Below are 21,105 nucleotides of genomic sequence, written 5' to 3' on the forward strand. Positions count from 1 at the left end.
GGGCGAGCTATGGACGCACTGAAAAAAGAAGACGGTGAGAGCCTGAACATCATCGACGAAAACATCGAGGCGCTGAAAAATATCCTGCCCGATGCCTTCACCGAGGACGGGATCGATTTCGATACGCTGCGCCAACTTCTCGGCGACACTGTTGCGGACGGCGACGAGAAATACGGCCTCACATGGCACGGCAAAAAGAAGGCCCGCCAGATCGCCCTCACGCCGTCCACAGGCACGCTGCGTCCCTGCCCGGAGGAAAGCATTGATTGGGACACGACCCAGAACCTCTTCATTGAGGGCGATAATCTCGAAGTCTTGAAATTGCTGACGCGAAGCTACGGCAACAAGGTCAAGATGATCTACATCGACCCGCCGTATAACACGGGCCGGAATTTGATCTATCCGAACGACTTTCAAGATGGAGTTCGTGCTTATTTGGAAGTTACGGGTCAGAAAGAAGGGGGGACAAAGCTTACTAGCAACCCGGACGGCAGCGGTCGATTTCATACGAACTGGCTTTCAATGATCTATCCTCGCCTCAAGCTGGCTCGGAGATTGCTAAGTCCAGATGGGATACTAGTAGTTACCATTGATGATAACGAACAAAGCACGTTGGGAGTCATTTTAAGAGAAATATTTGAAGAAGGTTCATACGACCACGTTTGCGTACCGATAGTCCACAATCCTAGGGGAGTTCAGGGAAAGAATTTCTCCTACGTGCATGAGTACGCTTTCTTCGTATACCCCAGCGGAACCAAAGCAATCGCCAACACTAAGATTGAGGACACAGATATTGACTGGTCGCAGTTCCGAAACTGGGGAACCGAATCTGAACGGTCAGATGCTAAAAATTGCTTTTACCCAATCATTGTTCAGAACGATCAGATTGTCGGGTTCGGTGATGTATGCCCTGACGAGTTTCATCCCGATCAGACCGAATGGGACGGTGATACAGCCTACGTTTACCCGATTGACCGATCCGGTGTTGAGCGCAAGTGGCGATATGCAAAGCAATCGGTGGAAGCGATTAAGCATCTTCTTCGTGCCAAGAAGAGAAGATATGGTTACGAGATCGAACTGGGCAAAGATTTTGGACTGTATAAGACCATATGGAGTGACCCGCGATACGATGCCAATGACTATGGCACAGGTGTCGTGAACGACCTTGTTCCTGGCTCTCCATTTACATTCCCGAAAAGTCTTTGGGCCGTTTACGATAGCATATTAGCCGCCACGGCAGACGACAAGGATGCCATTGTGCTTGATTTCTTCGCAGGCAGTGGAACGACAGCACACTCAGTAATGCAGCTAAACAAAGATGATGGTGGGAACCGGCGCTTCATTCTTGTTCAGCTTCCTGAACCTATTGAGAAGAATGAAAAATTCTCCAATATTGCAGAAGTCACAAAAGCTCGCTTGCGAGCTGCTGCCGATGACATTCTACAGGACAGCCCCGGTTACGAAGGAGATTTTGGCTTCAAGGTCTTCAAGCTGGACAGTAGCAATATCCGCGCATGGAACCCCGATACTGCCGATCTCGAAAAGAGCCTGCTCGATCATGCCGAGCATCTGGTCGAAGGGCGGAGCGAGCAGGATGTGCTTTATGAGCTTCTGCTCAAGCGCGGCGTCGATTTGACCGTGCCGATTGAGGAAAAGGAGATTGCGGGGAAGGCGGTCTATAGCATCGGCTTCGGCGTGCTGTTCGCTTGTCTCGACGACAAGATCGAGAAGGACGAGATCGAGCCTTTGGCGCAAGGTATCACGGAATGGCACAAGGAGCTTGACCCCGCCTCGGACACGCAAGTTGTCTTCCGCGATAGCGCCTTTGCCGATGACATCGCCAAGACGAACATGACCGCCATTCTGGAGCAGAATGGCGTTGCTCATGTGCGCAGCTTGTAGAATCGGAGGGCGCACATGAAACTGCATTTTGAAGACGATTTGGACTATCAGCACGCGGCCATTGGCTCGGTCGTGGACTTGTTCCAAGGCCAGGACATCAACCGCACGGAATTTACCGTCACCTATCGCCCTGATGATACGGGGCAAGGCTCGTTCGGGATCACCGAGAGCGAGCTGGGGATCGGCAACCGTCTGGAGTTGCTGGACGATGAAATCTTGGAGAACCTGCGCACTATCCAGCTTCGCAACGGTCTGCGCCCTTCGGAATCGCTGACGAGCGGCGACTTCACAGTCGAGATGGAGACCGGCACGGGGAAGACATACGTCTATGTCCGCACCATCTTCGAGCTGAACAAACGCTACGGCTTCACTAAATTCGTGATTGTCGTGCCGTCCGTCGCGATCAAGGAAGGTGTTTACAAGACGCTCCAGATCACCCGCGAGCACTTCGAAAACCTCTACCCTATCGCCAAGGGCTACGAGTATTTCCTGTACGACTCCAACAAACTTGGTCAGGTGCGGAATTTCGCGACGAGCCCGAACATTCAGATCATGGTCGCTACGGTCGGGGCGATCAACAAGAAGGATGTGAACAACCTTTATAAGGACAGCGAGAAGACGGGCGGCGAAAAACCCATCGATCTTGTTCGTGCAACCCACCCGATCATCATTGTGGACGAACCGCAGAGCGTGGACGGCGGTTTGAAGGGCAAAGGCAAAGAAGCCCTGAACGACATGAACCCGCTCTGTACACTGCGATACTCGGCGACCCATGTGGAGAAACACCACATGGTCTACCGTCTAGATGCCGTGGATGCTTATGAGCGGGAGCTGGTGAAGCAGATCGAGGTCGCCTCGCTCGAAGTCGAGGGTGGTCATAACAAGCCCTACGTCAAGCTGCTCTCCACGCACAACCGAGGGGGCTCCATCACCGCGAAGATCGAGGCTGACTTCCTGCGCGGGGGCAATGTGCGGCGGGACATCTTGACCGTCGAAGACGGCGACGATCTGGAGCAAGAGACAGGCCGTCCGATCTACGAGAACTTCCGCATCGGCACGATCAACTGCGGCAAGGACAATGAGTCCGTCGAGCTGAGTATGCCAGGCGGCGAAGTCACGCTTCATCCTGGCGAGGAAGTCGGCGGGGTCAATCCTGACGATCTCAAGCGCCTGATGATACGCCGCACGATCAAGGAGCATCTGGACAAGGAAATGCGCTTCGCCGCGCAAAAACGCGACGTGAAGGTGCTGAGCCTGTTCTTCATCGACAGCGTGGAATTCTACCGCCAGTACGATGAGGACGGAAACATCGTGAAGGGCAAGTATGCCCTGATGTTCGAGGAAGAGTACCGCAAACTCGCCATGAGCGAGGCGTACCAGACGCTCTTCGAGAAGGTCGATCTCAATATCCAGGCGGATGAAGTTCATAACGGCTACTTCTCCATCGACAAGAAAGGCGGCTGGACGGAGACGGCAGAGAACAACCAGACGAACCGCGACAACGCTGAACGCGCTTACAACCTGATTATGAAGGACAAGGAGAAGCTGCTGAGCTTTGACTCGAAGCTCAAATTCATCTTCTCCCACTCGGCGCTGAAAGAAGGCTGGGACAACCCGAACGTCTTTCAGATTTGCACCCTGCGCGACATGGGCTCGGAGCGTGAGCGGCGGCAAACCCTCGGTCGGGGTCTGCGCCTTTGCGTCAATCAAGAAGGTAATCGCCTGCGCGGCTTCGATGTGAACACGCTGACCGTCATTGCGACGGAGAGCTACGAGCAATTCGCCGAAAACCTTCAAAAGGAAATCGAAGACGATACGGGCATCCGCTTCGGCGTGGTGGAGAAACACCAGTTCGCCAATATTGCTGTGACCGCCGACGATGGGACGACTGCGCCGCTCGGTGTGGATAAGTCAGAGGCGGTATGGGACTTCCTCAAGGACGAAGGCTTCCTGGATAGTCGCGGCAAGGTGCTGGATGCGCTGCGCACAGCTTTGAAGGAAGACACGCTGACGCTGCCCGACGAATTTGCGGGGCAAGAGGCGGAAATCAAAGACATCCTGCGCAAGCTCGCGGGTAAGCTGGATATCAAGAATGCCGATGAGCGCGTGACAATCCGCACCCGTGAAGCGGTTCTGGAAAGCGAGGAATTCAAGCAGCTTTGGGATAGGATAAAGCATAAGACCACCTACCGCGTGGACTTTGACAATCCGAAGCTCATCGAGGATTGCGCAACTGCTATTCGGGACGCCCCGCCGATCACCAAAACACGCGCTCGCTTCCGAAAGGCAGATATCGCCATCGGCAAAGGTGGGGTTCAGATAAACGAGGGTGATACGTCCGTTTTCACGTCAATTAGTGAGAGTGATATCGAATTGCCCGATTTGCTGACTGACCTTCAGGATAAAACACATCTAACGCGCAAGAGCTTGGTCGAAATCCTGACGAACAGTCGCCGCCTGCACGATTTCAAGAAGAACCCGCAGGAATTCATCGACATCGCCGAAGAAGCCATCAATCGCACCAAGCGCCTCGCGCTGGTGGACGGCATTCGCTATCAGCGCATCGGCGATGATCATTTCTACGCCCAAGAGCTGTTTGAGCAAGAAGAACTGACAGGCTATCTGAAGAACACTCTGGAAACCCAGAAATCAGTGTATCGGCATGTCGTGTACGATTCGGCGGGCGTCGAAAAGCGGTTCGCCGAAGACTTGGAAGCCAATGAGGCGGTAAAGGTCTACGCCAAGCTCCCACCGTGGTTCAAGGTGCCGACTCCGCTGGGAACGTATAACCCCGATTGGGCGGTGCTGGTTGAGGACGACGGGCAAGAAAAGCTGTACTTCGTCGTAGAGACGAAAGGCAGTGGTTGGTGGGATGATTTGCGCCACAAAGAAGGGGCGAAGATCAAGTGCGGCGAGCGACACTTTGCCGTGCTCGCCATAGGCGACAACCCTGCCCGCTACATCAAATCGACTTCCGTCGAGGAGATGCTTAAACATGACTGAGTGCGGCGAGGAGTGAAATATACATGGTAGAACAAGTCACAATCGATCTAACGAACTGCTATGGCATCGACGCGCTCAAGCATACGTTTGATTTCTCGAATAATAATATGCCAGTACTCATTTATGCGCCGAACGGTGTAATGAAGACATCGCTGGCGAAGTCGATGCGCAAGTATGCGGAGAACAGCAAACCCGAAGATATTTTCTTTCCAGAGCGGGAAAGCGAATTTACGGTCTGTGATGAATCCAGCGGCGCACTGGAGCGTGAGTCCATATTCGTCATCGACTCGATAGACGAGAAGTATCAATCTTCGCGAATATCGACACTGCTAGCAAGCGAAGAGCTAAAGGCCCGCTACGATGAGATTTTCGGTTCTATCGCCGAGAAAAAGGAGAAGCTGTTTAAGGCGCTGCGAAAGCCGTCGGGCCTGACTAAGGATATCGACCTCGCTATTGCCGGTGCGTTCAAGGTGCGGAGAGAGGATGTTCTCGTCGCTCTAGCGCGGCTGGAGCGCGAAGTGACAGAAGGTGCCCATTCGCAGTTCTCCGGCCTCAAATACAAGATATTGTTCAGCGACAAGGTTCTGGAGTTTCTGCAGAAATCGGACATCAAGGCACTTATCGACGATTATACGACGATCTACGAAAAGATTCTCGACAACTCCCTGTATTTCAAGAAGGGCGTATTCAACCACAGTAACGCCGAGACGATTGCGAAAAACCTGAAAGCCAACGGTTGGTTCGAGGGCGGACATACGGTGAATCTCAATCACGAAGGCGAGCGAAGCGAGATAACGACCGACGAGGAACTGATCGAGGCGATCGAGGCGGAGAAGCAGAAAATCCTGACCGATCCCAAACTGGCCGAGATGTTCCAGAAGGTCGATAGCACGCTGACGACCGCCGAACTTAGGAGCTTTCGGGACTACCTAATCGAGAATCCGTTTGTGGTTGCGGAACTGTCCGACATTGACGCGTTCAAGCAGAGGGTCTGGATTTCCTATCTCGTCGAGAACAGCAGCGAGTACTTCGACCTGATACAGGAATACGATTCCAGCAAGGAGAAGATCAAGGCGATCATCGGCGAGGCCGAGAAAGAGCAGACACGATGGGAATCCGTGATTAGTCTCTTCAATGATCGCTTCTCTGTCCCGTTCACCGTACATGTAGAGAACAAGGGCGATGCCGTCCTGAATGTGTCCGCCCCGCAGATTGCATTCTACATGGAAGACCGCGACGGCGGACAGGCCCGAAAGACGGACAGAGCTGTTCTCGACAAAGGGCTGAGCAACGGAGAGAGGCGCGCTCTCTATATCCTGAATATAATTTTCGAGGTCGAGGCGCGACGTAAGGATGGTATCGAAACATTGGTTGTTCTCGACGATATCGCGGATTCTTTTGATTATAAGAACAAGTACGCGATTATTGAATATCTGAACGACATGAGAGCCGAGCAAGGCTTCCACCTCGTTATTCTCACCCACAATTATGATTTCTACCGTACAGTGAGGGGGCGCCTCGGCATCTACGGTGAGAACAAGCTTTTGTGCAACCGGCTGAATGGCGCGCTCCAGTTGATACCGGACAGCATCAGCGATAATCCGTTTGAAGGCTGGAAGAACAATCTTGAAAATTCTGTCATTCTCGTAGCGTCCATACCGTTTGTACGAAATCTCGCCGAGTATGTCGGAAACGAGGCTGCTTTCGGCACCCTGACCTCGTTGTTGCACATCAAAGACCAGACGCAGACGCTGACCGTAAAGGACCTTCATGAGGTGTATCAGTCGGTGCTCGCAGAAGGGTCATTTTCGGATTTCAGCGGCATAAACGGCAGTGTGTTCGACCTTGTGATGACCGCTTGCGCCGAGATTTGCGACCTGGACGATGACAACCTGATGCTGGAACAGAAGATCGCGCTATCTGTTGGCATTCGGCTCGTGGCAGAGCAGGTTCTAATCGGCGAGATCAATGATCCGGATTATGTTGGCTCGATCCAGACAAGCCAGACAGGCAAGCTGATCCGTAAGTACGAGAAATCGGGCCAATGTGATGCGAAGATCCTGCGGGCTGTCAAGCGAGTTGCCCTGATGACGCCGGAAAACATCCATATGAACTCGTTCATGTTCGAACCGATCCTCGACATGTCGGGGCATCATCTGAAGTCCTTGTTCGAGGACATCAAGGCTTGCGGGGGTGCTTGATCGGGGCTCCGAGGGGCGCGGCACGCCCTTTGGTCGATGGGATGGGTCCAGGGCAAGGGTAGCGCGAAAGCTCCCTTCCATGGTCTCGATGAAGGCGTCTCCATGAAATGGTCATGGGGGTATCGGGGGTAGCAGGAACGCTCCCCTGATTGGTGATCGGACGGCCAGACGTTCGTGCATGGTTCGGTGCAGGTGGAGAGGCACGTCTCCAAGCCCTGCGAGTGATTGACCGGCGATACGGTCTTCTGGCCTGTAACCTGCTCGATGCGGGTGGAGGGCCACGGCGCGGGGGTATGCAACAGGGGGCGCGCAGCGGCCCCCTTTGCCAAGATGGTGTTGTAGTACAACACACATCTTGCGACGGCTCTAACGGGTCCGTTTTCGCCGTAATACTGATGGTTCGCAGGCGTGTAGTACAGGCGCGGTTTTGTACTACAGCGGTAACCGGTTTTCCAGCACTACCTGCTAAAGCGTCGATCCTGCCGGACGTGGGCGGTAGGTCAGCGTGATGCCTTGCTCTTGCGCCTGTGCCGCCTCCAGTGTTCGCAACCGGTCGGCAAGTTCGGGATTTTCACCGAACCGTCCCGCATGCTCCGAGGCCAGCCGTCCGAATCCGTCGCGTTTCAGGTGGTCAATCCCGCCTCTGGCCAGCAACATTTCCGTCACGGCATCAGCTTGTCTGGCCGCTGCATAGTGCAGTGCGGTAAGGGTTGATGTGGGTTCAACGGCGTTAATCGAGACACCGGCCTCCAACAGTTTTTCTGCCGCTTCCGCATCACCGGTTTTGACTGCTGAGAAATAATCGCGGAGCGGCTTCCATTCCTTATCACGTCTGTATTCCGCAATAAGCCTACGTTCCGCAATATTTTCCTTATCTATATTTATGATACTGCTCCAAAAATTCATAATAATTCTCCAAAAATCAAAACTTATACATGATTTATATTTCCGCCGTCAAACTTTACGCGCGCGAGGAAAGCGCGAGGGGCGGCCCGTGCGGGCGGGCGTATCTTTGCGGCATTGTTCAACGCAGGATGAGCCATGCCGGACCAGGACGCACTACAGAACGATCTGCCGCGCGGGGTGATGGGCCTCGCGCAACGGTATCAGGCGGCACCGCAAGCCCTGTGGGCGAGTACGGATGCCGTCCTGAAAAGCCGCGCGCTCGCCTATGATCCGGAAAATCCGGGCGGCAAGATACTGGTCGGCGCGGTCGGCGAGAGGCTGATCGGCATTGCCGACGACCGGCACCTTATGACGGTGGCCGGATCGCGCGGCGGCAAGTCGGTGGCGATCATCGCCAACCTGCTCTGCTATCGCGGCTCGGTCATGTGTACCGACCCGAAAGCGGAACTGGCCAGCATCACGGCGGCGCAACGGGCGCGGCTGGGGCAGAAGGTCGGCATCCTCGATCCGTTTGAGCGGTGCGCGCCAGACGTTGCGAAGTACCGCGTCAGCTACAATCCGCTCTCGGTGCTCGATCCGGACTCGGACACGATCATCGAGGATGCGGGGTTGATCGCCGATGCGCTCGTGATCGCCAGCCCCGACCAGAAAGAGCCGCATTGGGACGAAAGCGCGCGGAATTTCATCGAAGGGCTGATTCTGCATGTCGTCACCGCGCGGGAATTCTCCGGCGTGCGGAACCTGATCACGGTGCGCACGCTCATTCGGGATGCGCTGCTCGCCGATCCGCGCGCCGCGCTCGACCCCGCGCTGGAAGGCATATGCAAGGTCGAATACGCCATGCTGGAGAATGCCGGACGGCTCAAGGCGGATGACGAATTCGATCCGGTGGCGCTGGCCATCGAAGGCGCGGCGCGGGATTTCTACGACAAGGGCGACAACGAACGCTCCAGCGTCCTCTCGACCGTGCGCCGCCATACGAAGTTTCTGGACTATAAGGCCATGCACCGCGTGCTGGCCGGTCATGATCTGGACCTGTCCGAACTCAAGACCCGCGACGGCGGGCTGAGCATTTTCCTGTGCCTGCCAGCGGGGCGGCTGGCAAGCTGTGCGCGCTGGCTGCGCATGTTCATCTACCAGATTCTCGATGCGGTCGAGCGCACACCCGCGCGGCCCGGCGCACCGCCCGCGCTCATGATCCTCGACGAATTCGCCGCGCTTGGCCGGATGCGGGCGCTCGAAGATGCCGTTGCGCAGGTTGCGGGATTTGGCCTCAAGCTCTGGGTGATCGTGCAGGATTGGGGCCAGGGCCGCGCTCTATATAAGGAGCGGTGGGAAAGCTTCACGGCGAATGCGGGAATTTTCCAGGTCTTCGGCGTCAACGACGTGACCACGACCGAGTATGTCGCGCGCAAGCTCGGCAAAGCGCCGGTGGAAGTCGCGACGGAAGCGGAAATCGGAACAAAGCAGCGCGCCGAAGGGATTTCGGGGCGGCAGGCATCGGTGCAGATGTTCGACCTGCTCGCGCCGGAAGAGATTGCGCGGTATTTCGCGCGCAGCGACCGGCTCAAGCGCCAGCTCGTCATCTGGTCCGGTTTCCAGCCGATGATCCTGCAACGGGTCGAATATTACGACCGGGCCAGCCCCGTTTACGGGGCGTTCGCGGGCAAGTTCAGCTCTCCGTAGCAGGCGGGCGCGGACGATAGGTCAGTGTGATGCCCTGGCTGTCAGCCTGTTCGAGTTCACGGCTGCGCAGACGACCGGCCAGGGTGAAATCCTCGGCGACCGTGGCCGCCAACTCCGACGGCAGGCGGCCCAGATGGTCCCGCAAGAGAAAATCGAAGTCGTACCGGCGCAGCAGACCATGCACCGGCGCACCGATTCCTCTGGCCGCGATATAGTGCAGCAATGTGAATCCCGTGCTCGGTTCGGCCAGCGTGGGCGGCACGCCGCTATCGAGCAGGGTCTTGATCTTTCTGTAATCGCCGTACCGCGCGGCAAGGAAGAATTCGGCCAGCGTTGCCTCGTCAACAGCGGCCTCTTCGTGCGGCGCGGCGCGCGACCGGTATCGGCGCGGGTTATTCGCCATTGTCCGCCGTCCCGCGTCTTGTGAAATGCCAGGTATCGGTGGCCGCCTGCTGTGCCGAAAGGCTCACCGCTTCACCCGTTGTAGCTTCCTCATCCAGAAACAAGGGCCAGTCGAACCTGTTCAGCAACAGGTCACTCACGATCCCTTCTTCCCAGACCGGATGTTCAACCGCGAATTTCCAGTAGTGGTTTTCACGGGTGTCGATGTTCTTCACGAAGACCAGCATATTGTCTTCCGGCGTCATGATCGCCCACCCGCCATGTCTGATCCTGGCATCGGGACTCGCGCGCCTTGAAATCATCCGGCGTAGCCGCCTGCTGTCGGGTGTGATGGACGGCAGTACGACATTATAGACCTCGTGGGTTTCGCTTACCGAGGCAAAGCCTGGGCCTTCAAACAGAATCTGGAGATGCTTTTGAAGCACCCTGTCATCTGTGCAGCCAATGGATTCGTACTGCCCGACGAGTGCGCGCGGAAATTCTATCGGGACCGGTTCGGACAGCGAGACCAGGTAGCGCGACAGGTGAAGCGGCGCTTGCACACCAACCAATTCGGCATTGTCGAATTCGTCGGGTGTCAGCATCGCAATATGCTCGTCGGTCAGGAAGCGGAACACCGCATGCAGTCTGTGCAGTTGCGGCACGCGGAAATTGCCGTGTCCCTGCTTCTTGCCTTCGACGAATTGCCGGAGATCGTCTTTACCGAAATCAACGTCGGTATAAGCCCACACTTTCTCCCGTAGCGCGTTCCAGCTCAGAGGGCGCTTGCCGGTTTCGTGATCGGCGGTAAAGCGCCGGTAGGCTTCGAGGGCGTCGCGTAGCAGCAAGACCTGCCAGTGCGTGTAGTCCGGCTCCGGATCAATGCTTCTGTTCATTCGGGCTGTCCCTCCGCGAGGAATCCGCGAGGCACCCGCCGCCGCAGCACAGCTAAATTTTCTCCAGAAACGCGGCATCGCCGCACAATCTGGAGAACAGGTTAAATGGACTTTCTACGTGGAATCAAGGAATCGAAGGTCAAAGCCTTCAAGGGACGGCCAAGGGCCGTGTACCTGACCGACCATCGCAGTGCAACGCACGGCATCCGTATCGAAGGTCACTTCAAAACACCGGCCAGCAACAGGGTTGCCGATGTTGCCGCTATCGCGGGGACCGCCTGGCTGGTTGTCCAGAACATGATAGCGGTCGCGGACATGCCGCAGCCCGCTTTCGAACAGCCGCTTGCGGCGCTGCTGGCCTACCTGCCGCTCAAATTCGGCTTCCGGCACATGGCGCGGCCTCATCTGTCCATCGACGTGATGGCGGATGAAATCCGGATCACGCATCTCTTCCGGACGCGCCGCTTCGCCCGCGCGGATGTGCAGGGCTTCGCGGTGATCGACCAGCACGAACGGGCGCACGCCGAGAAGCGGCGTCTGGAGTTCGAGGCGCGCCGCGATCAGATGAAGCGGCGGGCGCGGCGGCGGACAACCTATTTCCAGGATGCCGCGCATCTCGTTCTCGTCGTCGGCGGTGAACGCGTCGATGTCGCCAGCACGGCGCGCGGCAAGGACGCGCACGCCTTCGCCGGACGCGGAAACCGCGCACTCCACCAAATGGACCGCCAGATCGAACGGCGTGAACTTGCCCTGCGCGAGCAGGCCGTCGCCGCCGTGCCTGGCCAACTTCCCGAATGAGGTTAGCAATGACGAAACCGACACAGGACTTTTCAAAGGTCAGCAAGGGCATGCAGGCCGCGCTGAACGGATTGAAAGACTACCGCGATGTAATCGAGGAAGAGCGTGCTCTGGCCCTGTTCAAGCACGATCTGGAATGGGATGCGGAACGCCGCAAACTCGGCTTCGACCGGAAGAACCACAAGCCGTTCGACTACGGCTTCACCCGCCCGCGCTCTGTTCTCCGGGAATACCGGCAGAAGGAGCACGAATTCGCGGAACGCCGCCGCCTGATCAAGCAGGAATTCGATGACCGGCTGAAAGACGTTCAACGGCTGAAGGACCGCCTGCTGGACTGGTCCAACGGGCGTGAAGAAGCCCGCGACAATGCCGCGCCCTCGGTGGTGAAGGCATTCAGCCGCTCGACACGTCAACGCGGCAATGATCGGGGCCGGTGACGGCGAGGAATCCGCGAGGCACGGCACCGGAGCCGCAGACCATATTCAGAATACCCGCAAGGGGTAACGCAACTGCAAAAGGAACCGAAAATGTCCAACCATCAGCATCAGCAGGGCCAGAACGACGCCCAGAAGGGCAACGGCCCGAAGAACACCAGCGGCATGAACCATCAGGCCGCCAACAGCTACAACGCGGGCTACAAGAGCGGCAAGAAGTGAGTGTCGTGCGGGCCGGTTTTAGGACCGGCCCGCGTTACCAGCCCAAAATTGCAATCAACTATAACACTTTGAGTTATCGGCGTTATCAGGCGCAATTTTTACGTAATACAACTAAATGTTGTATACTAAAAGAATATGCCTGTATTCGCGTTTTGGGAAAGGAAAAGGTGATGAAAGACGACAAACATTTCGAAAGGCCGCCTTCAATCACTGCGCCCTTCGAAACCTCGGCCAAGCCAACCCTCGCCGTCGATGTTGCGCGCTACGAGGAATATCTCGCCGGTTCCGGCATGTCGGATGCGGAGAAGCAGGAATTTCTGGAAGCGGTCTGGAGCATCATCTGGAACTTCGTCGAACTTGGCTTTGGCGTTCACCCCCTGCAAGAGGCGGGGCCGGAAATCTGCGGACAGAATGACGAAAATTCCGAATATTCTACCCATGGCGGGCAAGATCGTATAGGATCAAAGCAAGAACAAATGCAACCGCGCGAACCGTAAGACAAGCGCAAGACGAGGATCAAATGAACGATGCACAACAACAGATAGAGCCAGCGTCCGGCACACCGGCAATAATCTATTGCCGGGTGTCCAGCACGCGGCAGAAGACCGAAGGTGGCGGGCTGGACAGCCAGGAGTTTCGCTGCCGCCAGTATGCAGAGGCGCGCGGCTATAAGGTCGAAGCCGTGTTCCCCGATGATGCTTCGGGCGGCGGTGATTTTATCAACCGCCCCGGCATGGTCGCTCTGCTCAGCTTTCTGGATGCGCAGCCGGACCGGCAATATGTTGTTGTTTTCGACGATCTCAAACGCTTCGCGCGCGATACGGAGTTTCATATCAAGCTGCGGCGTGAGTTCGAATCCCGCCGCGCGCGGATTGAATGCCTGAATTTCAAGCTCGATGAATCACCGGAAGGCAAATTCGTCGAAACGATCTTTGCCGCGCAGGGCGAACTGGAGCGCGAACAAAACCGCCGCCAGGTCATCCAGAAGATGAAGGCCCGCGTCGAAAAAGGCTATTGGGTGTTCGCCGCGCCGATTGGCTATCGTTATGCTACGGATCGCGTTCACGGCAAGCTTCTGGTCAGGGATGAGCCTGTGGCCTCGATCCTCGCCGACGCGCTCGAAGGCTACGCGTCGGGCCATCTTCAAACCCAGAGCGAAGTGAAACGCTATCTGGAATCGAAGTGCGATTTTCCCAAGGAGAATGGCGAAATCCGGTGGCAAAAGATCGATGATATTTTGAACCGCGTGACCTACGCCGGTTATGTCGAGGCTCCGAAGTGGAACGTTTCCTTGCGCAAAGGGCATCACGAACCGCTGATCAGCTTCGAAACGTTCGAGCGCATCCAGGAGCGCATGAAAGGCCAGGCGAAAGCACCGGCACGCAAGGATATCAGCGAGGACTTCCCGCTGCGCGGTTTCGTGCTCTGTGATGACTGTGGCGAGCCGATGACGGCTTGCTGGTCCAAGGGTCGCAACAAGCTCTATCCGTATTATCTGTGCGACACGCGCGGCTGTGACAGCAACCGCAAGTCTGTTCCGCGCGCGCAGATCGAAGAAGGTTTTGCGGATATCCTGCGCAGGCTGCAACCGACAGGGCAGATGCTCAAGCTCGCCAAGGCCATGTTCCGCGATGCCTGGAACCTGCGCTTGTCAGAAGCGGAGCGGGAGAAGGAATCGCTTGCCGCGAAGATCGCCGACACGGAGAAACAGATCGAGTCGCTGCTCGACAGGATCGTTGATGCGTCCAGCCCGTCCGTGATCAACGCTTACGAAGCGCGTATCACCAAGCTGGAGAACGAGAAGTTTCGCCTGAGCGAAAAGGCGGCGGCAATCGTGCCACCAAAGGACAGGCGAGAGGAGTTTATCGAACCGGCATTGCGGTTTTTGACAAACCCTTGGAATCTTTACGAAAAAGGCAGTCTTACTCTCAAGAAAGCAGTCCTCAGACTGGCCTTTGAAGAGCCTCTGCGATACTCACGGGAAAATGGTTATCGAACCGCGAAAACCACCTTTCCTTTCAAGGTGTTAGCAGATTTGTACAACCCTAAAAGCGAGATGGTGGAGCCGAGGGGAGTCGAACCCCTGACCTCAGCAGTGCGATTGCTGCGCTCTCCCAACTGAGCTACGGCCCCAACCTTGGGTAGGCTCGCCCGGTGCCCGAAGGCGCCCTTGCGAAGCGGGCGGATAGTGTTCGGGCGGGCAGCGCTTGTCAAGCGCGTTGCCGGGGCGTTTCGCGATACGCCAGCGGCCGCGCGAAGGGTGGGTGCCGTGTGCTTGAAAGCGCCTCCAGGATCGCTGATTTCCTCTGCACCGCGATCGGCCGCATCCAGGGCTTCGGCCCCGGCGCACTCGCCCGGCTTGCGGGGCGGCGGGCGGGTCTTTAGGTTGTGCGCCGTATCGTCCCTGCCCCCGCATCGTCCCTGCCATGGAGCCGAAGCCCGATGGTTGCTCTCTTCTACCTGATCGACACCGTGATCAACATCTACATCTGGCTGCTGATCATCTGGGCGGTGCTCAGTTGGCTGGTGGCCTTCAATGTGGTGAACACGAGCAACCGCCTCGTCTATCTGGTCGGGGATTTCCTCAACCGGATCACCGAGCCGGCGCTGCGGCCGATTCGCCGCATCATGCCCAACCTCGGCGGCATCGACATCTCGCCGATGATCCTGATCCTGCTGCTGATCTTCCTGCGCAACCTGCTGCTCTACGACGTGGCGCCCGCCATGCTGCGATGACCGCCTGGCAGCAGGCACCCGAGGGCCTGCGCCTCTCGGTCCGGCTGCAGCCCGGCGCACGAACCGCCGGCATCGAGGGGGTTGAGCGCCTCGCCGATGGCCGCGCGGTTCTGAAGGTGAAGGTCACGGCCGCACCGGAAAGCGGCAAGGCCAACAGCGCGCTGATCGCCCTGCTCGCCAAGGAATGGAAGCTGCGCAAGAGCGACCTGGAGCTCATCGCCGGGCACAAGGCGCGCAACAAGACCCTGCTGCTGCGCGATGCCGGGGCCGAGGTGCAAGAGATGCTGGCGGAACGCTACCCGTCGACTGGGTGAGTCGGATGCGGGAGCAAAGTCGACGCTTTCCGGCAGGCCGCATTTGTCTCCCGCTGCATGATGGCGAGCAACAGGCAGGGTCGCAGCCGACCCGACACAAAGCACAGAGGATGCAGGCATGAGTGACAGCGCACAGGCCGAGAAGATCGCCGAGAAGATTATCGACGGCAAGGCCTTTGCGGCCGGACTGCGGGCGCGGGTCGGCGCCGCGGTGGCGAAGCTGAACGCCGCTCACGGCCTGACGCCGGGGCTGGCCGTGGTGCTGGTGGGCGAAGATCCGGCAAGCCATGTCTACGTGCGCAACAAGGCCAAGCAGACCAAGGAGGCCGGCATGGCCTCCTTCGAGCACCGCCTGCCCGACACCACCGGCCAGGAGGAGCTGCTGGCCCTGGTGAAGCAGCTCAACGAGGACCCGAGCGTCCACGGCATCCTGGTGCAGCTTCCCCTGCCCAAGCAGATCGATTCGGCCGCGGTGCTGGACACCATCGACCCGGCCAAGGACGTGGACGGCTTCCACGTCATCAACGCCGGCCGCCTGGCCACCGGTCAGGATGCCCTGGTGCCCTGCACGCCGCTGGGCTGCCTGATGCTGCTGAAGGACCGTCTGGGCGACCTCTCCGGCAAGCACGCCGTGGTGCTGGGCCGCTCCAACATCGTCGGCAAGCCCATGGCGCAGCTTCTCCTGGGCGCCAACTGCACCGTCACCATTGCCCACAGCCGCACCAAGGACCTGCCCGCGGAGTGCCGCCGGGCCGACATTCTCGTGGCCGCCGTCGGCCGGCCGGAAATGGTGCGCGGCGACTGGATCGCGCCGGGGGCAACGGTGATCGACGTGGGCATCAACCGCATCGAGGGCGAGGACGGCAAGAACCGCCTGGTGGGCGACGTGGCCTTCGACGAGGCCGTCAAGGTGGCCGGCGCCATCACCCCGGTGCCCGGCGGCGTGGGCCCCATGACCATCGCCTGCCTGCTGGCGAACACGCTGACCGCCGCCTGCCGCGCCAAGGGACTGCCCGCGCCGGAGCTGTGAGCGCGGAGGGGAGTCCGCGCCGCTGCCTTAAAGTAGGTCGCGCAGCAGCGCCACCAGAGGCTCGTCGGCCGGGGGCATGGGGTAGTCGGCAAGCCGCACCGGCTTGACCCAGGCGAGCTCCTGCCCCTCCCGGGCCGTGGGATTGCCCTGCCAGACACGGCAGGCAAAAAGCGGCATCAGGAGGTGGAAGTCCTCATAGGCGTGGCTGGCAAAGGCGATGGGCGCCAGGCAGCTCGTCCGAGTGTCCAGCCCCAGTTCTTCATGCAGTTCGCGCACCAGGGCCTGCTCAGGCGTCTCGCCGGGGGCCACCTTGCCGCCGGGAAACTCCCACAGGCCGGCGAGCGGCTTGCCTTCCGGGCGGCGGGCGATCAGCACCCGGCCGTCGGCGTCCACCAGGGCCGCCGCCGCCACCAGCAGGAGCGGCTTGCCGTCGGCCGCGGCTCGGGCACCGGCCTCCCAGCAGCCCTGGGGCGCCTCGGGCTCGGCCACGTCTTGCGGACCCACTTGCCCGGCCACGCTCAGCTCCGATAGTCGGCGTTGATGTCGATGTAGCCGTGGGTCAGATCGCAGGTCCAGACCCGGGCCTTGCCGCGGCCGATGCCGATGTCGACCTGGATCAGGATGTCGCGGCCGCGCATGTGCTCGGCCACCGGGGCCTCGTCATAGCCTTCGACCGGTTGCCCCTTTTCGGCGATGGTCACGCCGCCGATGGCCACCGAAAGGCGATCGCGGTCGGCCTTCTCGCCGGCCTTGCCCACGGCCATGACCACGCGGCCCCAGTTGGCGTCCTCGCCGGCGATCGCGGTCTTGACCAAGGGGGAGTTGGCGATCGACAGGCCGATGCGCCGCGCCGCGCGCGCGCTGGCGGCGCCCTTGACCTCGATGGTGACGAACTTCTGGGCGCCCTCGCCGTCGCGCACCACCTGCTGCGCCAGATCGATCAGCAGCGATTCCAGCGCCTTATAGAAATCCCGCAGCCGCGGGTCGGCTGCATCCTCGATCGCCGCGTTGCCCGCGGCGCCGGTCGCGGCCAGCAGCAGCGTGTCGCTGGTGGAGGTGTCGCCGTCCACGGTGATCGAGTTGAAGGAGCGGTCGTTGGCCCGGGCCAGCAGGGGCTGTAGCACCGCCTGTGGCAGCGCAGCATCGGTGGCGACGAAGGCCAGCATGGTGGCCATGTCCGGCGCGATCATGCCGGAGCCCTTGGCGATGCCGTTCAGCGTGACCTCGACACCGTCGATGCGGGCCTTGCGGCTGGCGCCCTTGTGGAAGGTGTCGGTGGTCATGATCGCCCGCGCCGCCGCTTCCCAGCCCTCGGGCGCCAGGCGCTGGGCCAGATCGCCCAGGTGCGCGGTGATCTTCTCGTCGGGCAGCACCTCGCCGATGACGCCGGTCGAGGCGATGAAGACTTCGCTTTCCCAGCAGCCGATCTGCGCGGCACTGGCCTTCACCGTGCGCCGCACCGACTCCATGCCCTTGCTGCCGGTGAAGGCATTGGCGTTGCCGGCGTTGACCAGGACGGCCCGCGCCCGCCCCCCGGCCAGGGCCTCCCGGCACCAGACCACCGGCGCCCCGGCGGTCAGGGAGCGGGTGAGCACGCCGGCGACCGCGGTGCCCTCGGCAAAACGCATCAGCAGGACGTCATCGCGCCCGCGGTAGCGGACGCCGGTGGCGGCGGTTGCCAGCTCGACACCGGGAATGGCCGGGAGGACCGGAAAGGCCTCCGGCGCCAGAGGAGATTTCGAAAGCATCGCTAAAGGGATCCTTACAGTCTCGCTGCCGGCCCGCAGGGCCTCGCCGGGTTGAAACCCAGATTATTCGGCTTCCGGCTGCACGGCTTCCGGCTGCGCAGCGCCGCCGCTGAAGTCCTGAATCTCGATTTCGGCACCCTCACGCAGCTGCGCACGGACCTCCTCGATGGCCGCCGTTGCAATCATTTCCTGCAACTCGCCACGCACCTCGTCGCGTGAGGGCTGCTCGGCTTCGCGGCGGTCTTCGACCATGATGACGTGCCAGCCGAACTGCGTTTCCACCGGCTCCGCGCTGTGGCTGCCCGGCTCCATGTCGAAGGCAGCTTCGGCGAAGGGCCCGACCATGCGATCACGGGTGAAGTAGCCAAGATCGCCGCCACGCCCCTCGGCGCTGGGATCGGTGGAGTGCTCCTCGGCCAGCTCGGCAAAGTCAGCGCCCTCTTCAAGCTGCGCGATCAAGTCACGGGCTGCCTGCTCCTCCTCGACCAGGATGTGGCGTGCCTTGACCTCGTCCTGCGGCGGGTTCTCCGCCACCCAGGCGTCGTAGGCCTCGTCGAGGGCTTCCTCGGTCATGGCCGATTCCAGCCGCTGCTGCAGCCAGATCTGGCTGATGGCCTCGCTCTCCGCCTGGGCCACGCGGGCCTGCACCCGCTCGTTCTCTTCCAGGCCGTCTTCCCGGCCCTGCTGCTCCATCAGGCGCATGTCCACCAGGCGCTGAACCAGCGCCGGGAAGACCTGCATCAGGTTCTGCTGATACTGCGCCGGCAGGTCCTGGGCCGAGCGGATCACGTCGGAGTAGCGGATTTCGCTGCCGTTGACCGTGGCGACCACGGGGTCTTCCCCCATGCCTTCCTGCTGCGCGGCGGCAGCACCGGCAAAGCCGATGGCCAGACCGGTCGCCAGCACGACGGCGTGACAGAGGGGACGGACGGATGACAGTAGCTCAAAGCGCATGAAGGACTCCCTTTCGGGGAAATTCTGTGTCGAGTGCCGGCCGATCGACGACCTCACTTTCCGGGCTTCGCACTATGCAGAAGACTGCGCAAAGTACAAGTTGCGCCTGCGTAGCGGAGAGCAGCCCAGGGCTCGATCCGGCCCTTGGACGCGAGAGTACCGCGGCCTTGCGTCGGGCGGTGCGTTGACAGCCCCTGGAGCCGGTCCTAGCGTTCCCCGGCTCCCAGGCTGGGCCCGCGATGCAGGCTCCAGCCCCATGCGATCAGGAACACGACACCCCTTGTCCCGGCCACCCCCGTCCACACGCGACCAACTGGCCCAAGCGGCCGAGTTCTTCCAGTCCGGCATGAGCCTGGCCCTGCCGGTGGACTATGCCGGAGTCTCCATGGCGCTGACCTGGCCGCTGCTGGCAAGTGGGGCCAAGGACCTCGACCTGGTCTGCGTGCCGACCGGCGGCTTGCAGGCGGACATCCTGATCGGCGCCGGCCGGGTGCGATCGATCGAGACCAGCGCCATGACGCTGGGCGAAGCCGGCGGCGCGCCCTGCTTCAACCGGGCGGTGCGAGAGAGCAGCATCGCGATCCGCGACGCCACCTGCCCGGCCATCCATGCCGGCCTGCAGGCAGCCCAGCGCGGCGCCCCCTTCACGGCGATGCGCGGCCTGATCGGCACCGACGTGCTGGCCCAGCGAAGCGACTGGCGCGTGATCGACAATCCCTTTTCCGACGCGTCGGACCCGGTGGTGCTCATCCCGGCCATCTGCCCGGACCTCGCCCTCTTTCACTGCCCCCTGGGTGACCGGCAGGGCAATGTCTGGATCGGGCGGCGGCGCGAGCTGGCCTCCATGGCCTATGCCGCCCGGCGCTCCCTGGTCACGGTGGAGCGGCTGGTGGACGACCTCTTCGCCTCGGAAGAAACCGCCGCCGGCACCCTGCCCGCGCTCTATGTGGACCAGGTGATCGAGGCGCCGCAGGGGGCCAAGCCCTACGGCCTCTGGGGTGTCTACGGCGGCGACCTGCCGGCGCTCAAGCGCTATGCCGCCACGGCGCGCTCACCCGAAGGCTTCGCGGCCTGGCTGGAAGAGGCTCAGGCGGAAGCCAGGGGCACGAGGGACGGCGCGCCATGACCGCCGCCAGCAAGCGCGAGATCATGATCGCCACCATCGCCGAGTTGCTGCGCGGCGTCCGGCATGTGGCCGTCGGTGCGGCCTCGCCGATCCCGGCCGCCGGCGCCATGCTGCGCCGCGCGCTCGCCCAGGAGGAGGCAGCGCCGCCGGTGCGCCTGTCCATTCTCGGCTCGGTGGCGCACAACTTCTTCACCAACGGCTCGGTCGAGCTCTTCGACTGCGCCGGCCAGGGGCGGATCGACGCCTTCTTCCTGAGCGGTGGGCAGATCGACGGCCTGGGCAACGTCAATCTCGTGGGCGTGGGCGACTATCCCAGCGGCAAGGTGCGCTGGCCGGGGTCCTTCGGCTCCTCCTACCTCTATTTCGTGGTGCCGCGCGTTATCCTCTTCCGTGAGGAGCATAGCCCGCGCATCTTCGTGGAGAAGGTGGACTTCATTTCCGCCCCCGGCGCCTCGCCCGAGGGGGTCTACCGACCCGGCGGACCCAGCGCGTTGCTGACCGGCCTGGGGCTGTTCGATTTCCAGGCCAGCCGCCCCGGCTTCACGCTGCGCTCGGTGCATCCGGGCCACAGCCTGGAAGAGATCCGCGCGGCAACCGGCTTCAGCTTCGCGCACGATCCACAGCCGCCGCTAACGCAAGCGCCCCCACCCGAGACACTCGCCCTGCTGCGCGGACGCGTGCTGGATGAACTTGCGGAGACCTACCCCGGCTTCGCTGCCGAACTGGCCGCAGAGGTCGCCACGACTGGCGGCGCCTGACGGCAAGAAC

General features: G+C 60.4%; 19 protein-coding genes, 1 tRNA gene and 1 pseudogene. 14 read left to right on the plus strand and 7 right to left on the minus strand.

The features are described from left to right. Positions 1–9: 9 nt before the first annotated feature. Genes ABZ720_RS09835 through ABZ720_RS09845 form a run of 3 tightly spaced genes read left to right on the plus strand, consistent with a single transcriptional unit; the run spans position 10 to position 7,106 of the window. Positions 10–1,902 carry a site-specific DNA-methyltransferase gene (locus ABZ720_RS09835; protein WP_366555345.1) on the plus strand — a complete coding sequence of 631 codons (1,893 nt, stop codon included), beginning with the start codon at positions 10–12 and terminating at the stop codon, positions 1,900–1,902. Between the two features lie 15 nt (positions 1,903–1,917). After that, positions 1,918–4,905, plus strand: a complete 2,988-nt coding sequence (locus tag ABZ720_RS09840; protein ID WP_366555346.1) for a type III restriction-modification system endonuclease — start codon at positions 1,918–1,920, stop codon at positions 4,903–4,905. Between the two features lie 23 nt (positions 4,906–4,928). Continuing rightward, positions 4,929–7,106 carry a hypothetical protein gene (locus tag ABZ720_RS09845; RefSeq protein ID WP_366555347.1) on the plus strand — a complete coding sequence of 726 codons (2,178 nt, stop codon included), beginning with the start codon at positions 4,929–4,931 and terminating at the stop codon, positions 7,104–7,106. 465 nt (positions 7,107–7,571) lie between these two features. On the opposite strand, the gene ABZ720_RS09850 is transcribed toward ABZ720_RS09845, so the two are convergent. After that, positions 7,572–8,012 (minus strand): ankyrin repeat domain-containing protein, encoded by a 441-nt coding sequence (locus tag ABZ720_RS09850; RefSeq protein ID WP_366555348.1) that lies wholly within the window; start codon positions 8,010–8,012, stop codon positions 7,572–7,574. Positions 8,013–8,147: 135 nt separating this feature from the next. Between ABZ720_RS09850 and ABZ720_RS09855 the strand changes: the two genes are divergently transcribed. After that, positions 8,148–9,698: a type IV secretory system conjugative DNA transfer family protein gene (locus tag ABZ720_RS09855; protein WP_366555349.1), complete on the plus strand. Its 1,551-nt coding sequence runs from the start codon at positions 8,148–8,150 to the stop codon at positions 9,696–9,698. On the opposite strand, the gene ABZ720_RS09860 is transcribed toward ABZ720_RS09855, so the two are convergent. Both ABZ720_RS09860 and ABZ720_RS09865 read right to left on the minus strand, forming a co-directional pair. After that, positions 9,685–10,101 carry an ankyrin repeat domain-containing protein gene (locus ABZ720_RS09860; RefSeq protein WP_366555350.1) on the minus strand — a complete coding sequence of 139 codons (417 nt, stop codon included), beginning with the start codon at positions 10,099–10,101 and terminating at the stop codon, positions 9,685–9,687. The two genes, ABZ720_RS09855 and ABZ720_RS09860, sit on opposite strands and share 14 nt — an antisense overlap. Next, positions 10,091–10,975 carry a hypothetical protein gene (locus tag ABZ720_RS09865; RefSeq protein ID WP_366555351.1) on the minus strand — a complete coding sequence of 295 codons (885 nt, stop codon included), beginning with the start codon at positions 10,973–10,975 and terminating at the stop codon, positions 10,091–10,093. Before ABZ720_RS09865 ends, ABZ720_RS09860 begins: the two co-directional genes overlap by 11 nt. 105 nt (positions 10,976–11,080) lie before the next feature. Here ABZ720_RS09865 and ABZ720_RS09870 point away from each other — a divergent pair, with 105 nt between their 5' ends. The 5 genes and pseudogenes from ABZ720_RS09870 to ABZ720_RS09890 form a co-directional block, all read left to right on the plus strand. Next, positions 11,081–11,773: a hypothetical protein gene (locus ABZ720_RS09870; protein WP_366555352.1), complete on the plus strand. Its 693-nt coding sequence runs from the start codon at positions 11,081–11,083 to the stop codon at positions 11,771–11,773. Between the two features lie 8 nt (positions 11,774–11,781). After that, on the plus strand, positions 11,782–12,210 hold the full coding sequence (locus tag ABZ720_RS09875; protein WP_366555353.1) for a hypothetical protein: 429 nt from the start codon (positions 11,782–11,784) through the stop codon (positions 12,208–12,210). A gap of 90 nt (positions 12,211–12,300) precedes the next feature. Beyond that, positions 12,301–12,429: a hypothetical protein gene (locus ABZ720_RS09880; protein ID WP_366555354.1), complete on the plus strand. Its 129-nt coding sequence runs from the start codon at positions 12,301–12,303 to the stop codon at positions 12,427–12,429. Positions 12,430–12,599: 170 nt separating this feature from the next. Continuing rightward, positions 12,600–12,926, plus strand: coding sequence for a hypothetical protein (locus ABZ720_RS09885; RefSeq protein WP_366555355.1), 327 nt, complete (start codon positions 12,600–12,602; stop codon positions 12,924–12,926). Between the two features lie 23 nt (positions 12,927–12,949). Then, positions 12,950–13,939, plus strand: a pseudogene (locus ABZ720_RS09890) (recombinase family protein); the annotation flags it as partial. Positions 13,940–14,486: 547 nt separating this feature from the next. Here the strand turns inward: ABZ720_RS09890 and ABZ720_RS09895 are convergent. Then, positions 14,487–14,562, minus strand: a tRNA-Ala gene (locus ABZ720_RS09895). Positions 14,563–14,871: 309 nt separating this feature from the next. On the opposite strand from ABZ720_RS09895, the gene ABZ720_RS09900 reads away from it, so the two are divergent. The 3 genes from ABZ720_RS09900 to folD all read left to right on the plus strand — a co-directional run bounded on the left by ABZ720_RS09900 (position 14,872) and on the right by folD (position 16,509). Next, a complete protein-coding gene (locus tag ABZ720_RS09900) occupies positions 14,872–15,165 on the plus strand; it encodes a YggT family protein (protein ID WP_366555356.1) in 294 nt (97 codons plus the stop codon). After that, on the plus strand, positions 15,162–15,479 hold the full coding sequence (locus ABZ720_RS09905) for a DUF167 domain-containing protein (protein WP_366555357.1): 318 nt from the start codon (positions 15,162–15,164) through the stop codon (positions 15,477–15,479). Before ABZ720_RS09900 ends, ABZ720_RS09905 begins: the two co-directional genes overlap by 4 nt. Before the next feature lie 118 nt (positions 15,480–15,597). After that, a complete protein-coding gene (folD, locus tag ABZ720_RS09910) occupies positions 15,598–16,509 on the plus strand; it encodes a bifunctional methylenetetrahydrofolate dehydrogenase/methenyltetrahydrofolate cyclohydrolase FolD (protein ID WP_366555358.1) in 912 nt (303 codons plus the stop codon). A 27-nt stretch (positions 16,510–16,536) separates the two neighbouring features. Here folD and ABZ720_RS09915 read toward each other — a convergent pair whose 3' ends face one another. The 3 genes from ABZ720_RS09915 to ABZ720_RS09925 all read right to left on the minus strand — a co-directional run bounded on the left by ABZ720_RS09915 (position 16,537) and on the right by ABZ720_RS09925 (position 19,211). After that, positions 16,537–16,926: a (deoxy)nucleoside triphosphate pyrophosphohydrolase gene (locus tag ABZ720_RS09915; RefSeq protein ID WP_366555475.1), complete on the minus strand. Its 390-nt coding sequence runs from the start codon at positions 16,924–16,926 to the stop codon at positions 16,537–16,539. Between the two features lie 101 nt (positions 16,927–17,027). Then, entirely contained in the window at positions 17,028–18,257 is a 1,230-nt protein-coding gene (argJ, locus tag ABZ720_RS09920; protein WP_366555359.1) for a bifunctional glutamate N-acetyltransferase/amino-acid acetyltransferase ArgJ, read from the minus strand. A 63-nt stretch (positions 18,258–18,320) separates the two neighbouring features. After that, complete coding sequence (locus ABZ720_RS09925; protein ID WP_366555360.1) at positions 18,321–19,211, minus strand: peptidylprolyl isomerase; 891 nt, start codon at positions 19,209–19,211, stop codon at positions 18,321–18,323. Positions 19,212–19,491: 280 nt separating this feature from the next. Here ABZ720_RS09925 and ABZ720_RS09930 point away from each other — a divergent pair, with 280 nt between their 5' ends. Then, positions 19,492–20,337 carry a CoA transferase subunit A gene (locus ABZ720_RS09930; protein WP_366555361.1) on the plus strand — a complete coding sequence of 282 codons (846 nt, stop codon included), beginning with the start codon at positions 19,492–19,494 and terminating at the stop codon, positions 20,335–20,337. Beyond that, a complete protein-coding gene (locus tag ABZ720_RS09935) occupies positions 20,334–21,095 on the plus strand; it encodes a CoA-transferase (protein WP_366555362.1) in 762 nt (253 codons plus the stop codon). Before ABZ720_RS09930 ends, ABZ720_RS09935 begins: the two co-directional genes overlap by 4 nt. The last annotated feature ends 10 nt before the right edge of the window (positions 21,096–21,105 follow it).

It is taken from the genome of Aquibaculum sediminis, assembly GCF_040712085.1.
Classification (GTDB): domain Bacteria; phylum Pseudomonadota; class Alphaproteobacteria; order Kiloniellales; family DSM-21159; genus Aquibaculum; species Aquibaculum sediminis.

Coding starts and splice junctions, on each gene's coding strand:
- ABZ720_RS09875 (WP_366555353.1), top strand. CDS start 11,782: ATGACGAAACCGACACAGGACTTTTCAAAGGTCAGCAAGGGCATGCAG.
- ABZ720_RS09840 (WP_366555346.1), top strand. CDS start 1,918: ATGAAACTGCATTTTGAAGACGATTTGGACTATCAGCACGCGGCCATT.
- ABZ720_RS09860 (WP_366555350.1), bottom strand. CDS start 10,101: ATGGCGAATAACCCGCGCCGATACCGGTCGCGCGCCGCGCCGCACGAA.
- ABZ720_RS09935 (WP_366555362.1), top strand. CDS start 20,334: ATGACCGCCGCCAGCAAGCGCGAGATCATGATCGCCACCATCGCCGAG.
- ABZ720_RS09870 (WP_366555352.1), top strand. CDS start 11,081: ATGGACTTTCTACGTGGAATCAAGGAATCGAAGGTCAAAGCCTTCAAG.
- ABZ720_RS09855 (WP_366555349.1), top strand. CDS start 8,148: ATGCCGGACCAGGACGCACTACAGAACGATCTGCCGCGCGGGGTGATG.
- ABZ720_RS09885 (WP_366555355.1), top strand. CDS start 12,600: ATGAAAGACGACAAACATTTCGAAAGGCCGCCTTCAATCACTGCGCCC.
- ABZ720_RS09835 (WP_366555345.1), top strand. CDS start 10: ATGGACGCACTGAAAAAAGAAGACGGTGAGAGCCTGAACATCATCGAC.
- argJ (WP_366555359.1), bottom strand. CDS start 18,257: ATGCTTTCGAAATCTCCTCTGGCGCCGGAGGCCTTTCCGGTCCTCCCG.
- ABZ720_RS09850 (WP_366555348.1), bottom strand. CDS start 8,012: ATGAATTTTTGGAGCAGTATCATAAATATAGATAAGGAAAATATTGCG.
- ABZ720_RS09905 (WP_366555357.1), top strand. CDS start 15,162: ATGACCGCCTGGCAGCAGGCACCCGAGGGCCTGCGCCTCTCGGTCCGG.
- ABZ720_RS09865 (WP_366555351.1), bottom strand. CDS start 10,975: ATGAACAGAAGCATTGATCCGGAGCCGGACTACACGCACTGGCAGGTC.
- ABZ720_RS09925 (WP_366555360.1), bottom strand. CDS start 19,211: ATGCGCTTTGAGCTACTGTCATCCGTCCGTCCCCTCTGTCACGCCGTC.
- ABZ720_RS09900 (WP_366555356.1), top strand. CDS start 14,872: ATGGTTGCTCTCTTCTACCTGATCGACACCGTGATCAACATCTACATC.
- folD (WP_366555358.1), top strand. CDS start 15,598: ATGAGTGACAGCGCACAGGCCGAGAAGATCGCCGAGAAGATTATCGAC.
- ABZ720_RS09845 (WP_366555347.1), top strand. CDS start 4,929: ATGGTAGAACAAGTCACAATCGATCTAACGAACTGCTATGGCATCGAC.
- ABZ720_RS09880 (WP_366555354.1), top strand. CDS start 12,301: ATGTCCAACCATCAGCATCAGCAGGGCCAGAACGACGCCCAGAAGGGC.